Source organism: Enterococcus sp. AZ188, assembly GCF_050544075.1.
In the GTDB taxonomy this organism is placed as follows: Bacteria; Bacillota; Bacilli; order Lactobacillales; family Enterococcaceae; genus Enterococcus_D; species Enterococcus_D entomosocium.
The window spans coordinates 3458171-3473228 of sequence record NZ_CP172943.1; the positions used below are offsets into that span (position 1 = coordinate 3458171).

Below are 15058 nucleotides of genomic sequence, written 5' to 3' on the forward strand. Positions count from 1 at the left end.
ACTGCTTATTGATGGATAAGCAGTTTTTTTCTATTAGCCAACGGCTGAATGTTGCTTCTCTTCACGCGCCACAGGCACTTGATTCCCTCGCTGTAATTCTTTCAGCACCTGGTTTTCTGCCCGCAATAAATCCCTTTCGCTTTGGGCAGTAGCAAGCTTTCCTTGATAGACCAAGACTTCTTCTTGGTAGGTTTTGGCGGTCTTTTGGACTTCTTCTTCTAACTGATCGATTTTATGGGTCAATTCTTGATTGATCTGTTCATATTTTAGGTAAAGCTTTTGGGCATTTTCGATATTCGTTTGTTCCAAATTCGCTTTGCTGGATACTCGGGTAGCCAAATAAGTAAGTACACCAGTAATGAGTGACGGCAAGACAACTGTTACGATCGATGTATCCATGATCCTCCCCCATTCTTTTTGATACGATTCATATCATCTGTTTCCAGTATAAAAGATACGATTCGTATCGTCAACTGATGTGATATTTTTTATATCAAATAATACAAAAATAGATACAAATTATATCCAACGTGCTATACTACAAAAAAGGAGGCGATCACTCATGCTTGGCGAACGGCTAAGAACACTCAGACTACGAACCAACCAAACCCAACAGCAGATCGCAGATCAGCTAGGGATCACCCGCGCAGCGTATTCGCATTTCGAAAATGATCGTAACGAACCCGATGGCGAGACCATCGTCAAACTCGCGGAGATTTTTCAAGTATCCACCGATTTTTTATTAGGCAGACAAGTCCCGGCAGGCTTTACGCCGCCCTCTGCAAAAGTTCAAACCGTTGCGGCCCATATTGATGATGACGTCACCGATGAGCAGATGGAAGATATCCTCAGCTACATTGAATTTATAAAACAGCGGCACGCCCAAAAGGAATGATGGAAATGGATAAAGTAGAAGAACTGATGGCCGCCTACCCAGACTTGCACTTTATTTTCGATAAAAATATGCCTGATGGTCAGCAAGGATTGTACATCGATCACCATATTTACTTGAACCCTGACCAATCACAAGAAGACCTCTTGAGCACCATCGGTGAAGAAATCGGTCATTATTTGACCAGTGCTGGCGACATTACCGCCCAAGACACCAACGAAAAACGCAAACAAGAACGCAAAGCCCGTGACATTGGTTCTGCGATCGTGGTCACGCCCTATGATATCATCGCTTGTTTTGAAGAAGGCTGCAAAACGTTGGCGGCATGCGCTGATTTTTTAGGTGTCCCCCCACAAACCTTCAAAGACGCAGTCACCTATTATGCTCGCCGCTTTGACGGTATCAAAACCGAAGAAAACTATACCTTGTTTTTCCATATCGACGGCACGATTGAAGTTGTCAAAACCTTTGGCAATCAAGGTTAAGCCTTTTTTGCACAAAAACAGACGTTCCTTTCCTGCTGCTAAATTCAGCGTTTACGGAACGTCTGTTTTTTATCCTTGCATGTTGACCCGCATCAATACGCGGTTCGGTCGATAGTTTTCTGAGGATTGATGAACCAGCGCGCCTTCCTCAAAACGATACAAATTGTATCCATAGCGTTCTTCAAAACGGACCATCCCCTCGCCTTCATCTTCCCCGACAAACGACATACTTGCCACAGTATAGTAAGGAATCCCTGCGATCGTTCCCGTAAATGCATGATGGGTATGTCCACTGAGAATACAAGAGATCTGATACTGCTGCAATAATGCCACCAAACGATTGGCACCGGCCCATGCCGGCGTGCTTGCTTGATAAGGCAACAAATGATGGTGCGTCACAAAAACGATCTTTTTCTCTTTGAGCTGCGCCAGCGTGGCTTGCAGCCATTCAAACTGTCGTTCATCTACGATACCGTCGGCATAGCCATAGCAGGAATTATCGAAAGTCACGATCGCCAATGTCTCCGTTTCATAGACTTGATTAAAAGGCGTATCACTGGCCGTTTCAACTGACTTACCTTGCCAGCCTTGGCGAAAATGCCGTTTGATATCGTGATTACCTAGCGTTACCACGATCGGCACTGAGCCAAAGGCTTTTTCTAAATATTGCTTCAAAGAGGCATAATCGGCAGGCGCGCCATCTTCGGTCAAATCGCCACTGATCACCACCAAATCGATCGCCCCTCGCGCCTTGGCATCTTGGATACACTCTTCAAGAGGAATCAAGGGATTTTGCATGGCTGCCAGCATTCCTTGATACCCTTCCTCACAAGGCAGGTAACTTTCTCGAAAATGGATATCTGATATATGCAATATATTCATAGGTTTATCTCAATTTCTTTCTGATGATTCCAGTCAACTGGTCTAATAAGAAGACGGTCACAACGACGCCCAACAAAATAATACTTACCTTGCTCCAGGTTCTGGTTTGAATAGCAAAAATCAATGGTGCACCGATCCCGCCAGCACCGACTAACCCTAACGTTGCCGCACTGCGGACCGCAATTTCAAAATGATTCAATGCAAAGGAACTATAGATGGGTGCTAAGTAAGGGACCCGCACGAAAAACATCGTCTGCCAAAAGTTGGCACCAACTGCTTGCATCTCTTCCGTCAAGCGCTCATCCATGGCTTCCATTTCTTCCGTGAACAGCTTGCCCAGCATACCGATCTGGTGGACACCGATCGCCATAACCCCAGCGAAAGGTCCCGGACCTACCACACGGACAAAAATAATCGCATAAACTAGCTCTGGAAATGCCCGCAAGATATTGCAGATCATTTTGCCGATCTTCGCGACCCACGGCGCAGAAGACCATAGGTTGGCGGCACTCAGCAAGGTCACCGGTATCGCGCAGACTGTTGCGATCATCGTTCCTAGACAGGCGATCCCGATCGTCAGTAACAATAAGCTCCACAGATCCTCCCCGCTACCGTCGTAAAAGAAAGACCAGTCTGGCTGACTCAACCCTTGCAGGACATCTCTTCCCATCGCTAAGGAAAAAGTACTCAATCCGGAATAATCCAGCGTCGCTGCAGATAATGCCAGTAAGATAGCAAAGAGTCCCCATAACAGCCAAGTCGTTTTCTTCACTTCTCTGATCATCATAGGAATGACCTCCTTACCCGCTCACTTAGAAAATCAACGATCGCTACCGTTAGCAAAATCGTCAAGATAATGATCGAGACCCGTTCATAATTCAACAATGCCAATGAGGCGTTCAAGATGACCCCGATCCCGCCGGCACCAACATATCCTAACACCGTCGAAGCTCGAACATTGACTTCAAAGGCATAAAAAGTATAGCTGGCAAACTGGCTGATGACTTGAGGTATGATCGCCCAAACAGTCACTTGAAATTTATTTGCCCCTACCGCCGCCGCTGCTTCGATTGGCGCAAAATCAATGGTTTCGATCGCTTGGAACATCAGCTGTGAAACCATCCCAAAGGTAAAGACCGCGATGGTCAAAACACCAGTGGCTTCACCGATCCCAAAAATCGCTACGAACAATGCCGCCAACAATAAATTGGGGATCGTCCGCACCAGACCTAAGAGAAAACGCATCGGCACAGAGACCCACCGGCTTTCTGTCACGACTGTCGTCGCCAACAGACTCACCGGTATCGCTGCGACTACTCCTAAAACAGTGCCTAAAAAGGACATTTGCAATGTCTTGATCAAGGGCATCATCAGTTGCGGTAAATAACTAAAATCCGGATGCAAAAATCGAGCCATGAAAGCCGTCATCTGGCTTCGATTCGACCACACTTGTGCAAAATCAGCCCCCGTGATCCAGGCACTGCTTTGAAAAAAGAGCAGCAATAAAAGAATCAGCAGCAGGTGTTTGTACCAATTAAAATGAACTGTTTCTTTCAGTTTCATCGATTTCTCCTGCCTTTTCTTCAAAAATTGCTTTCCCATAGATTTGTTCTAAACGCTGATCCGTCAAAGCGGCTGCGTTGCCGTCAAAAACGATTGCACCTGCTTTTAAGGCAATGATCCTTGTTGCATACTGACGAGCCAAGGGAATCGAATGCAGATTGATGACAATCGTTTTGCCCATTTCTTGATTGATCTTCTTCAAATCCTCCATCACTTTCTCTGTGGTGATGGGATCTAGCGATGCCACGGGTTCATCTGCTAAAATCACTGGTGCTTGTTGGACCAAGGCACGGGCGATGGATACCCGCTGCTGTTGCCCACCACTCAACTGGTCGCTTCTCGTTTGCAGTTTGTCTGACAAGCCGACAGTCGCTAGTGCTTCTTTCGTTCTTTCGTAGTCTTCTTTCGTAAACAACCCTAAAATACTTTTCCATGTCCCGTAATACCCCAAACGACCAGATAGCACATTCTTTTGGACAGTACTACGTTTGACCAAATTGAAGCTTTGGGAGATCAATCCGATTTGTCGGCGAATCAAGCGCAATTCTTTTTTATTGGCTTTCGTGACTGATTTGCCATCTACCCGGATATCTCCTTCAGTGATTGGCACTAAGCGATTGATCGAGCGCAAAAAGGTACTCTTACCAGCACCGCTCAAACCAATGATTGCCACAAATTCTCCTTGTTCAATCGTTACATCTATGTTCTGTAATCCTTTGACCCCATTCGGGTAGACTTTGGATACATTCTCAAAAGTTATCATCTGTCTTCTCCATTATGTAGGGACCGCGGCAAAGTTTCCCCAATCGGTCACGGTCTATCTCACTAAAAAATGCACTGATACTGCGTATTCCACCTATTCCCCTAGTAAATCGCTGCACATCTCCGTGTCCCGTTATCCTTCTACCGCAATCCCTGTTTTTTTACTCTGCTGCTCGTTTAGTATAGTCGCGAATGGTATCGTAAGCAGAATCAGCTGCTTCTTCATACCCTTGGTGTCCCCACAAGCTCATTGCTTCGGCGCCTTCTTCATCGTCTGCCATATTCAAGAACACTTCTTTGATCTGCTCTTTTAGTTCAGCATCCATCGTCGGTTGAACGGCAATGGCGTCATTCGGGATGTCCCCTTCGGTTAAGTAAAGAACTTTTAGATCTTCGAATAAATCGTTATCTGGGAAGCTTGAAGCAAAGACATTCCGTGCCCCTTGAAACACAAAGGCGGCATCCATCTGACCATTCAAGACTGCAGTGATCTCACTTGGAATATCGTTCACCGTCGTTAATGTAGCATCCGTCGTTGGATCAACTCCTGCATCTTTCAACTCGGCAACTGGGTAAATATAGCCGCTGGCAGAGTTCGGACTCAATGTAGCGATTTTTTTCCCTTTTAAGTCCGTCAATTCTGTCATATCGCTATCCGCACGTACCAAGATCTCCCCTTTGAAGGTATTGGTTTTTTCCCCTTCTAATGGCAAGCCGGTCTCTGGATCATAGGCACCTAATTGAGAAGTCAAAATCGCTTCTGCTGCATCCATGTCTTTGGCTTGAACATAAGCGGCTGGCGGCATGATCCCTAAATCAACTTGTCCAGAAGCCATCGCTTCTACGATCGTCGAATAATCCGTTGCTAACGTTACTTCTACTTCACGGTCTAATTTTTTTGATAAATACTCAGCAAACGGTTTTGCTTTGGCTTGCATCGAGCCGTCATTATTGGTCGGTACGAATTGTACCACCAGCTTTTCTTTTTCGGCTGCGGCACTGCTGTCGCTGCTGCTGCTCCCATTCCCACAGCCGGTCAATGCTGCAACTAACGCAATTCCTAACATTCCTTTAACAATTCGTTTCAATGGCATTTTTTCTCCTCCTAATGGTTTGAAGCTTTCTTACATTCAAATCATACCAAGTATCCCTTCAAAATGAAGTGACACATGTCCTATTTTACCTTATTTTTACATACAATTTACATTAGTTTTTATTTATCGTTCGTGTTGAGTCAAAAGGGGAACTAAGCTATACTTAAAGAAAACCATTCAGGAGTGGCTGATTCCCATGAAAAAAATCGATGATACCGCACGCCTCAGTAATTACATTGACACATACGATCTGCAATCTTATATGGACAATGATTTGTTAGCGATGGCCACTTTGCATTCCTTTGAAAAAGAAGAGCACCTGATTCGAACGGGCACGCCTTCTGAATACTTGTATTTTCTCGTGGAAGGAACCGTGATGGTCTATTCCTTCTCTTCGGATACCCAAACGATTTGTATTGATTACGCCAAGCCGGCTGCACCTTTAGGGGAAGCTTCCTCTTTATGGGAACTCTTGCCGAAAAGCAGTGTTAAAGCCGCTTCTGCTTGCGTCTGCGTCTGCATCCCTTTGAATCGCTACCGCAGCACCTTGCAACAAGACGTCCGCTTTTTGCAAACCATCTGTCAGTTGCTCAGTTCCCGCTTGAATTCGGGGATCAACTTAGCGAATTCATTGACGGAACCTGTAGAGACACGGTTGGCCAAATTTATTCTTGCGCATCAAGAAAACCAACACTTTTCCTTTCAGTTAACCACCTGTGCCGCAATCTTGAATGTCAGCTATCGCCACCTGCTGCGAACCTTTACCAGCTTTCGTGAAGACAAGCTGATCGAAAAACAAAAACAGGGCTATGCAATTCTCGATTTCCCCGCTTTAGAGTCGCTTGCCGAAAATTTAAGCCATGTATAAGGAGCAGCTCATAAGAATGTTCGGATTTTCCCTGAGTACGCGTTCCTGCTGTTGGTCTTGCCCTTAACTAGCGCTGTGACAAGCATTCTCCACCGAAGAAGGCAAGCGAGACCGGCAACTGCGCCTTATTTTCTTACAAAAAACCCGATCCTTGCTGATATTCAGTCGAGGATCGGGTTTCTTTTGCTTATTTTACGATGGCTAAGAAGTCTTCTCCTTGCAAGACATCGGTTTGATTCATATCCATCACATCTAAATATTGCGGCGTATTCGTCACAACGATTGGTGTAATCGTGGATAAGCCGGCAGCTTTGATCGTATCTAGATCAAACTTCACCAACAAATCACCGCGTTTGACTTGATCGTCTTGTTTAACAAAGACCTCAAAGCCTTTGCCATCTAGTTCCACGGTATCCATACCAATATGCATCAAGACTTCTGCTCCATCCGTAGTGGTCAAACCAACAGCATGGCCGGTAGGAAAGAGCGTCGTGATGGTGCCATCTGCCGGCGCATACAAAGCCCCGACGGTCGGTTCGATGGCGATGCCTTTTCCTAATGCACCAGAAGAAAAGACTTGGTCTTTGACTTCTGCTAAGGGAACCACTTTGCCTTCTAACGGACTACTGAGGATCACTCGTTCTTTAGACGAACTATCTGTGGGTGCTGCTGGCTCTTTTGCTGGTGCTGCACTGGCTTCGGTTGCTGGCTGATCTTCAAAACGTAAGAAGAAGGTCAAGACAAACGCGGCGCCAAAAGCGATAGCCGTTCCGATTGAAGCTGCGATCAGACCACTTAGATCTTTCGTATCTTGTGGGATAAAGGAAGGAAGACTTAGTAAGCTGACTAACCCAAAGGTATAGTTTTCGACTTGGCTGAAGCCGATGAAGGCTCCCCCGATGGCACCACTGATACACGCGGCGATAAATGGTTTTTTCAATGGCAAGGTTACCCCATACACCGTCGGTTCTGTGATCCCAAAAATTGAGGTGATCGTTGAAGAAAGGGCCAAGCCTTTCAATTTCACATTTTTTGTCATAAAGAACACTGCTAGCGCTGCACCACCTTGAGAAAGGACAGCTGGCAACAGCATTGGTACCATGGTATCGACACCGGTTTGACTGAGATTCAACATGATGATCGGCACAAAGCCCCAGTGCATGCCAAACATCACAAAGACTTGCCATAAACCACCCATAACAGCACCAGCGATCAGTGGGCTGAAGTGGTAAATGCTGTCGTAAGCACTACCTAACAAGTTTCCTAAAATCGTTCCTAGTGGACCGACGACAATAAAGGTCAATGGCGCCATGATCAAGAAGACCGCTAAAGGTACACAGATGATCTGTAAGAAGCTAGGAATGACTTTTTTAAAGAAACGCTCCACATAGCTTTGTAAAAAGACCGCTAAAATAATCGGAATGACGGAAGACGTATAAGCACTCGCACCAATAATGACCGGTAGGCCTAAGAAACTCAAGGTTTGTCCAGCCAAAGCGGTAATGTCTGGATGAACCAACGCCATCGCTAAGGAAACCGCTAGAAATTCATTGGTGCGAAACTTTTTCGCTGCAGTAAAAGCCAACATCACTGGTAAATAGGTAAACAACCCATCGGCAATCGCATACAATACGGTGTAGACCCCAGAATCAGCTGCTAACCAATTCAAGGTGACTGCCAGCGTCAAGAAGCCTTTTAAGACCCCGGCACCTGCCATTGCGCCTAAAAACGGCGTGAAGATCGACGAAATAATATCCACCAGTTGATTCAACAGGTTGCCTTTGTCGACTTTGCTATCTGCTTCACCATCGAAGTTCGCTACTCCATTCAATTCACGGTAAACGTCGCTGACATGACTGCCGATCACCACTTGGTATTGTCCGCCGCTTTGAACGACTTGGATCACGTCGTCGTCTTGATTCAAGCGTGCCGTATCCGCTTTGTTCTCATCTTTTAATTTGAAACGCAAGCGGGTCGCACAATGCACCACGCTATTGACATTTTCTTTGCCGCCCACCGCATCGAGGACGCGAACTGCAATTTCTTTATTTGAACTCATTTTTTCAACACTCCTTTTTTAATAAAAAAACCCAGATTGAAAAAACGACCGTCCAACGAGTCTTTTCCTCGCTGACTGTTGTCTTTTCAATCTGGGTATTGCCTGCCTGACAGTAACAATCCGTTAATGATTGAATGTTAATTGGTTTGATCATTGACGACACGTTCGATATGGATCGTTAAGTAGATCATTTCTGATTCACCGATCGATTTGTCGTAGGTTTTGATCAAATATTCGTTGATCCGTTGGACCGTTTGAAACGCTTTAGGGTACTTCGATTGCACAAGGGCAAATAAAAATTCATCTTTTTCCCCCGAAAGTTCATCGCTTAAATAGCGCTGCGCAAAATACTGTAAATGCGTGGTGATCCGTTGATAGTTCAAGGAATCTGGGTTAAAGACTCGTCCATAAAAACGACTGATGATCGCCAGTACGTCACGAACGATCTCTACCGCTTGCATCGTGGTTTCCATCGTACCATTTGCTTGTTCGCTATTGACGATATGAAAGGCGATAAAGCCAATTTCCGATTCCGGCAATGAAATCCCGAAGACTTTTTCAAAATAAGCAACGGCATCTGCTGCAACCGCATACTCTTTCGGATAAAATTTGCGGGTCTCAAACAACAATGGATTCGGCAGCTCAATGCCTTCACGTGCCCGAACTAGCGCATAATGGATATGATCGGTCAGTGTCAAATAAATATTTGGCGACAGCTCGATCCCCAAGGATGCTTCTGCATCATCCACCACTTGCTTGACGGCTTCGACTTCTTCCACAGGAATGTCTGAAAACAATTGCTGAAACTGATTTGCGGTAAACGTATCCTTTAACACAAATTCTTTTTCGACAAAGGCTTCATCCACTGGATCGCCGACCTTTTTCTTAAACGCAATGCCACGACCCATATAGATCACTTCCTGACCGGCATCATTGGTCGAGATGACGACATTATTATTTAATATTTTCCCAATAACCATCGTTTTCCCTCACTCCAAAATAAAAAAACCTAGAATCTCCCCATTAGCGCGCTACGGTCAATTCTGGTTTTGCCTGCCGAACAGTAACAATCCTTGTAACTGAAAGAATAATAACACACCCCTGTGGCAGATGCAACCCTTTTCAATCAGAATTTCTGCAACGTGCTTTTCCTTTGTTATACCATTGAACAATTCTCCTTGCAACATCCTTCACTATCTAAATTGAGTTGTTTTTTAATAAAAAAAGGAATGGCTCAGCTGCAGCCATTCCTAATGTATCAGAGTTGCTTTCTTTGCTGTCCCATGCGCCGCTCTTTCATAGCCGTGCCTAACGTACCATAGGTGAAGACCGCGATCCCTAGCCAAATAAACGCAAAGGCGGAAAATTGGGCCAGTGAATAGGTTTCGTGAAACAAAAAGATGGCCAACAAAAGCATGATCGTCGGGTTGATGTATTGAATAAACCCAAGCGTAATGTAAGAAACATTTTTCGCGGCTTCCGCAAACAGCAACAACGGAATAGCCGTCACGATCCCGGCACCCATCAATAAGAGATTGGTTTGCAAGGGATAATTCATAAAACCTACGGTTGAAAACCCTAAAATATACACGAGCGCAAAGGGAAAAATCACCATCGTCTCGATCGTTAACCCAGTGACGGAACTAATAGGGATTCTTTTTTTGATCAAGCCATACGTACTAAAGGAAAAGGCCATGATCAGTGAGGCATAAGGAATCGTTCCTGTTTGGATCGATAATAAGATCACCCCGATACTTGCCAGCAGACACGCCAGCATGCCAGTACGACTAAGACGTTCTTTCAAAAAAACGGTTGCTAACAAGACATTGACTAGCGGATTGATATAATAGCCTAAGCTGGCTTGCATCACATGGCCCGCACTCACCGCAAAGATAAAGGTGAACCAGTTGATGGAGATCAGCACAGAAGCTAAAACGATCAGTCCAGCAAACACTTTGTTCTTCCACAGCAGACGCGCTTCTTGTAAAAATTGCTTTTTCTTCCCGGAAAGCAAAATAAACAGCACCATAAAAACAAAGGACCACACGATTCGGTAGCACATCGTTGCTAATGGCGAAACCCCAACGATTATTTTCCAATATAGTGTGACCAAGCCCCACAAGACATAGGCAGACAACCCAAAATAAACGCCTTTATTCTTCATTTTCTCCCTGATTTTTTTCCATGAAAACAAGTCTTTCCTGAAAAAAAATACTCCTCCTAAACCATAAGTTATCTTATTATATCGAATTTTTTGGTTTTTCATAGAGTTTCATGAAATAAATCAAGAAAAGCACCCTTCAAAGAAAGGTGCCCCTCTTTATTCCAGCGGTTCCTCCGCACCTTCCAGCCACACGGCTTCTGGTTTCTGATCACGAATCAAAAATAGCCCCGTTGCAAACAGCAGACCAGAAGCGATCGTCATCAATAAGAAAGAAACATTCATCCCGTGAAGCAGTGCACTCGTCCCCGTTAAGGTCGTGCTGTTTTGCGCCACACTATTCATGATCCCGACAAATAATGCTGTCCCGATAGCGCCTGCCACCGTCCGCAAAGAAGTCAATAATGCTGTTCCATGCGCCGTCAACTGCGGCGGAATATTTTTATTTCCCCACGTCACGAAGGGCATCAACAAACAGCCTGTGGCGGCACAGCGCAGCATGTTCAAGACCACTGCTACCCAAATACCCGTGTGTATATGGATGAAATACATGCCGATGTTGCTCAAGACCAGTGAGCCGCCGCCGAAAATCGTCAACAGACGGATGCCGACTTTGTCATAGATTCGTCCAGCCACCGGACTTAAAAAAGCCGAGACTAGGGAACCTGGCAAAACGACTAACCCTGAGATCGTCGCTGATTTGCCTAAAATCGACTGCACGTAAAGTGGCATCAGCATCGCCGAACCCATCAAGACCAAGTAAAGCATGATACTGCCAAAGACACTGATGGCATACTCTTTTGTTTTTAAGACCCGCAGATCCAAAAATGGGGTTTCTGCTCTTAACTGACGGAAGACAAAGAAGATACCTGCTACCAAACCGATCGCTAAGGTTCCTAAAACCGGCAAGCTGAAAAAGCCATAGCTGCCGATGTTTCCAAAGCCTAAAGTGATCCCACCAAAAGCAAAGGCACTCAAAACAAAAGAGGTCTGATCAAATTTGCTGTTGCTTACTGGCAACACATCATCAAAAACCTTTATGGCCCAAATCAATGAGATCAAAACAATCACGGCAACGATATAAAAAATTGCATGCCAGTTCAACCGGTCCACGATCAGCCCAGCGATCGTCGGTGCGATCACGGGTGTCGCGGTGATTGAGAGTCCATACCAGCCCATCACGACACCGATGCGATTGATCGGATAGATCGATAAGAGGATCACTTGTGCCATCGCGGTCAAGATTCCATTGCCTACGGCCTGCAAAATACGAGCAAGCATCATGACTAGAAAATTGGGCGCTGTGGCACAAAGCAGCAAACCCACCAGAGCGATTCCTAATGCAGCGAGATAGAGCTTTTTGGTTGGCACACGATTCATAAGATATGCCGTCAAGGGCATAACGATCGCCATTGCCAAAGAATACCCGCTAGTCAGCCATTGGCCCGTAGTGACGGAAATCTGCAAGTCATTGACGATGGCGGGTAAAGCCGTCGTCAATGCGGTCGCCAACATGGATACGGCAATACATGTAATCATTAAATTAATAAAAATCAGCGTCCGCTGACGTTCCGTTCGTTGGACTGTTTCACTCAATCAACGTCCGCCTCCTTCTCAAGATAAAACTGTTCGATTTTTGCTAAGGCTTGACCAAAGGCTTGTTTTTCTTCTGCCGTCAAATAGGTCAACATTTCTTGGTGCGCCTTGCTGCGTTTTTCTTTCATTCGCTGTGCCTCTTCCTTGCCTGCTTCTGTCAGCGAAATCAAATAGCTGCGTTTATCTTTCGGATCGACTTCTTTTTGGATCAGCCCTTTTTCAGCCAGTTTCTTTAGTAGTTCGCCAGTGGATGTCGAACGAATCGCTAAATACGCGGCGAGATCTTTTTGGGTCAACGTGCCTTTTTCGTCCAATACCAGTAAGCAATTGAACTGCCCCCGTCCCGGCATAAAGCGTCCATACTTTTGTTCCGCATACCGCCGATTTAATTTATACACTTCAAACAATCGTTCCACGATTTCTTGTTCGGAAACCATCGATCTTCAGCTCCTTTCGCCTCTTCACTATTTAGATAGGTACCTAGTTAAAAGTCCGTTCTCCATTTTACATAGGTACCTATCTATTGTCAAGAAAGGATTGACATTGAGAGCGGGTACAGCAAATAAAAGTAAAATAGAACAAATCACAGCTCATGTTTCAGTCATTCTTCACAAATATTTGCCTCCACAAAAAAACACCTACAGAAAAGACCATTTCCTCCTGTAGGCCTGCGGTTCCACTCGTTAGTTATTGTTAAACACATCTTTTTGTTTCTCGTTTATTTTTAATTGCAGCAAATAAAGTGCCCCTAGAAGATTCGCTTCATTACCAAATTTACATTTTTCGATAACAACAGAAGTGATGGTTTCCTCAACCAAAGAAGACTGCTTCTTGACATTCTGGTAAAGAACTTTAATTTCCCTGATCAATTGCGGTTGCTGACTAATGCCTCCACCAATCACTACTTTTTCAATATCTAGCACAGCTTGCAACGTCAAAATAATATGAACAACTTCTCGACAATAGTTTTTAAAGAGCTCTTTTATTCGTGGATCCCCCATTTCTAAAGTCTCAAAAACAGCTTTTCCATCATCTAAATCTGGTAACCCTAATTCTTTTGCAGCACGCTGAATAAATTGAACAGCTGAAGTCGTAACTCCCATGAGGTTCTTTGTTTCGCCAGATTCTGGTGTCCGTGGCAAAAAACTCAATTCCCCTGCCTGAAAATGCTCTCCCTGAAGAATCGCTCCATCTAAAATGATTCCACCTCCAACGCCCGTTCCTAAAACGATCGCTGCAGCATTCTTCTTTCCTTTTAGATTACCCAACCATAATTCAGCTAATGCTGCTGCCTTTCCATCATTGCAGACTAAGCAAGGGAGATTAAATGTTGTTTCAATAAAATCACAGATAGCAAATTCATGTAGAAACGGTAATGCCCCTCCATTAAATATTATCCCTCGAGTATGATCGATTTTACCAGGGCAGCAAATTCCTACCCCAGCAATATCTCTTCCTTGTGCAGCTATGATCGATACTAACAATCGCTTTAACCCGGACAATGTTTGCGGCGTTTTCTCTCTTTGGACGTCTTGCATTTTTCCAAACGCATCGATTAGTGCAAATTTCAAATATGTTCCGCCAATATCAATTGCCAAATAAGTTTTCATTGCTATCTTTCCTTTCTCTTGCTACTTTTATTACATACCATGTCTTAAATTAATAGGAGGCTATCGCTCTTGAACCAACAAGAATTAGAAACCTACCTTAGAGAGATCAATGACTATGAAAAAGAACAACGAAAAACCGGTACGAGCATCAATAATATTCCGAACCTTCCAGATAACGGTAACGATTTATTTGATTCTGCGACAGGTCATTTCCGACTGCCCAAAGCCCCGTTTTTCCAAGGAAATCAGGTATATATTGCAAAGCACAATCGTTTTGGTCCGATGATTGAACACATTCATGACTTTATTGAAATAAATTATGTTTATAGTGGCGAATGTACCCAATACATCAAAGGTCAAAAAATACTCTTAACTGAAGGCGATTTTTGTGTGTTAGATCGCGATGTTCCCCACTCTATCGATCCATTAAAAGAAGACGACTTACTCATCAATATATTAATTAATGATCAAACCTTTACTTCATTATTTTGCCTACAGTTAGAACGAAATAATAGCTTGATCGGGAATTTTTTGGCTACTGCATTTGATGAACAAGCCCAACATGATCAGTTCCTACTTTTTCATACCAGCTCTACGCCGCACTTACATACCCAAGTTCAATTACTGTTGCAAGAGTACTGGCGATCAGAAGTCATTGATTTTCGTTTTATTAGCCAATATTTACAACTGATCCTCTCAGAATTGATGCGGCTTTATACGATCGAAGTTAGTAGAAATCAGACCAGTCAGTTTAATGCGCTTGATGTTCTTGAATATATTGATGAACACTATCAAAGTGTGTCCTTAAACGAGCTTAGTCAAGTCTTCAACTTCAATGCGAACTATATCAGCAACGCGTTAAAAAAAGGAACTGGGAAAAATTTCCAAGAGACGCTCCTCCAAAAAAGGCTATTAGTTGCGAAAGATCTACTGTTGCATTCGACTTATTCAATAGAAGAAATTGCTGCTACTGCAGGCTTTCACTCCACAAGCTATTTTTATCGGCAATTTAAACGAGTGTTTCACATGACTCCCAAAAGTATGCGGAGCCATGGAAAAACTCATTAGGGTATGTTCAGCGAAGTC

General features: G+C 44.3%; 16 protein-coding genes. 4 read left to right on the forward strand and 12 right to left on the reverse strand.

What is annotated here, in order from left to right:
- Positions 1–33 precede the first annotated feature (33 nt).
- Positions 34–399 carry a hypothetical protein gene (locus tag IGI86_RS15995; RefSeq protein WP_005233306.1) on the reverse strand — a complete coding sequence of 122 codons (366 nt, stop codon included), beginning with the start codon at positions 397–399 and terminating at the stop codon, positions 34–36.
- A 163-nt stretch (positions 400–562) separates the two neighbouring features.
- On the opposite strand from IGI86_RS15995, the gene IGI86_RS16000 reads away from it, so the two are divergent.
- Positions 563–895: a helix-turn-helix domain-containing protein gene (locus tag IGI86_RS16000; RefSeq protein WP_005230670.1), complete on the forward strand. Its 333-nt coding sequence runs from the start codon at positions 563–565 to the stop codon at positions 893–895.
- Positions 896–900: 5 nt separating this feature from the next.
- Positions 901–1377: an ImmA/IrrE family metallo-endopeptidase gene (locus IGI86_RS16005; RefSeq protein ID WP_034858679.1), complete on the forward strand. Its 477-nt coding sequence runs from the start codon at positions 901–903 to the stop codon at positions 1375–1377.
- Between the two features lie 69 nt (positions 1378–1446).
- Here the strand turns inward: IGI86_RS16005 and IGI86_RS16010 are convergent, their stop codons facing one another.
- The 5 genes from IGI86_RS16010 to IGI86_RS16030 form a co-directional block, all read right to left on the reverse strand.
- Complete coding sequence (locus IGI86_RS16010; RefSeq protein WP_005233299.1) at positions 1447–2259, reverse strand: metallophosphoesterase family protein; 813 nt, start codon at positions 2257–2259, stop codon at positions 1447–1449.
- A 4-nt stretch (positions 2260–2263) separates the two neighbouring features.
- A complete protein-coding gene (gene phnE, locus IGI86_RS16015; RefSeq protein ID WP_005230666.1) occupies positions 2264–3046 on the reverse strand; it encodes a phosphonate ABC transporter, permease protein PhnE in 783 nt (260 codons plus the stop codon).
- A complete protein-coding gene (phnE, locus tag IGI86_RS16020) occupies positions 3043–3822 on the reverse strand; it encodes a phosphonate ABC transporter, permease protein PhnE (protein WP_008380208.1) in 780 nt (259 codons plus the stop codon). The genes phnE (IGI86_RS16015) and phnE (IGI86_RS16020) overlap by 4 nt, the downstream gene beginning before the upstream one ends.
- Positions 3794–4585, reverse strand: coding sequence for a phosphonate ABC transporter ATP-binding protein (gene phnC / locus IGI86_RS16025; protein WP_005230661.1), 792 nt, complete (start codon positions 4583–4585; stop codon positions 3794–3796). Before phnC ends, phnE (IGI86_RS16020) begins: the two co-directional genes overlap by 29 nt.
- 160 nt (positions 4586–4745) lie before the next feature.
- A complete protein-coding gene (locus IGI86_RS16030) occupies positions 4746–5678 on the reverse strand; it encodes a phosphate/phosphite/phosphonate ABC transporter substrate-binding protein (RefSeq protein ID WP_008380209.1) in 933 nt (310 codons plus the stop codon).
- 196 nt (positions 5679–5874) lie between these two features.
- Between IGI86_RS16030 and IGI86_RS16035 the strand changes: the two genes are divergently transcribed.
- Positions 5875–6546 carry a cyclic nucleotide-binding domain-containing protein gene (locus IGI86_RS16035; RefSeq protein WP_005233292.1) on the forward strand — a complete coding sequence of 224 codons (672 nt, stop codon included), beginning with the start codon at positions 5875–5877 and terminating at the stop codon, positions 6544–6546.
- A gap of 187 nt (positions 6547–6733) precedes the next feature.
- On the opposite strand, the gene IGI86_RS16040 is transcribed toward IGI86_RS16035, so the two are convergent.
- From IGI86_RS16040 to IGI86_RS16065, 6 genes are all read right to left on the reverse strand, one after another.
- A complete protein-coding gene (locus IGI86_RS16040) occupies positions 6734–8605 on the reverse strand; it encodes a beta-glucoside-specific PTS transporter subunit IIABC (protein ID WP_194188695.1) in 1872 nt (623 codons plus the stop codon).
- Positions 8606–8742: 137 nt separating this feature from the next.
- Positions 8743–9585, reverse strand: a complete 843-nt coding sequence (gene licT / locus IGI86_RS16045; protein WP_005233287.1) for a BglG family transcription antiterminator LicT — start codon at positions 9583–9585, stop codon at positions 8743–8745.
- 278 nt (positions 9586–9863) lie between these two features.
- Complete coding sequence (gene rarD, locus IGI86_RS16050; RefSeq protein ID WP_194188694.1) at positions 9864–10769, reverse strand: EamA family transporter RarD; 906 nt, start codon at positions 10767–10769, stop codon at positions 9864–9866.
- A 156-nt stretch (positions 10770–10925) separates the two neighbouring features.
- Complete coding sequence (locus IGI86_RS16055) at positions 10926–12362, reverse strand: MDR family MFS transporter (protein WP_430617535.1); 1437 nt, start codon at positions 12360–12362, stop codon at positions 10926–10928.
- Positions 12359–12799 carry a MarR family winged helix-turn-helix transcriptional regulator gene (locus IGI86_RS16060; RefSeq protein ID WP_086298782.1) on the reverse strand — a complete coding sequence of 147 codons (441 nt, stop codon included), beginning with the start codon at positions 12797–12799 and terminating at the stop codon, positions 12359–12361. The genes IGI86_RS16055 and IGI86_RS16060 overlap by 4 nt, the downstream gene beginning before the upstream one ends.
- A 246-nt stretch (positions 12800–13045) precedes the next feature.
- On the reverse strand, positions 13046–13972 hold the full coding sequence (locus IGI86_RS16065) for an ROK family protein (RefSeq protein WP_016620307.1): 927 nt from the start codon (positions 13970–13972) through the stop codon (positions 13046–13048).
- A gap of 69 nt (positions 13973–14041) precedes the next feature.
- On the opposite strand from IGI86_RS16065, the gene IGI86_RS16070 reads away from it, so the two are divergent.
- Positions 14042–15040: an AraC family transcriptional regulator gene (locus tag IGI86_RS16070; RefSeq protein ID WP_016620306.1), complete on the forward strand. Its 999-nt coding sequence runs from the start codon at positions 14042–14044 to the stop codon at positions 15038–15040.
- Positions 15041–15058 lie beyond the last annotated feature (18 nt).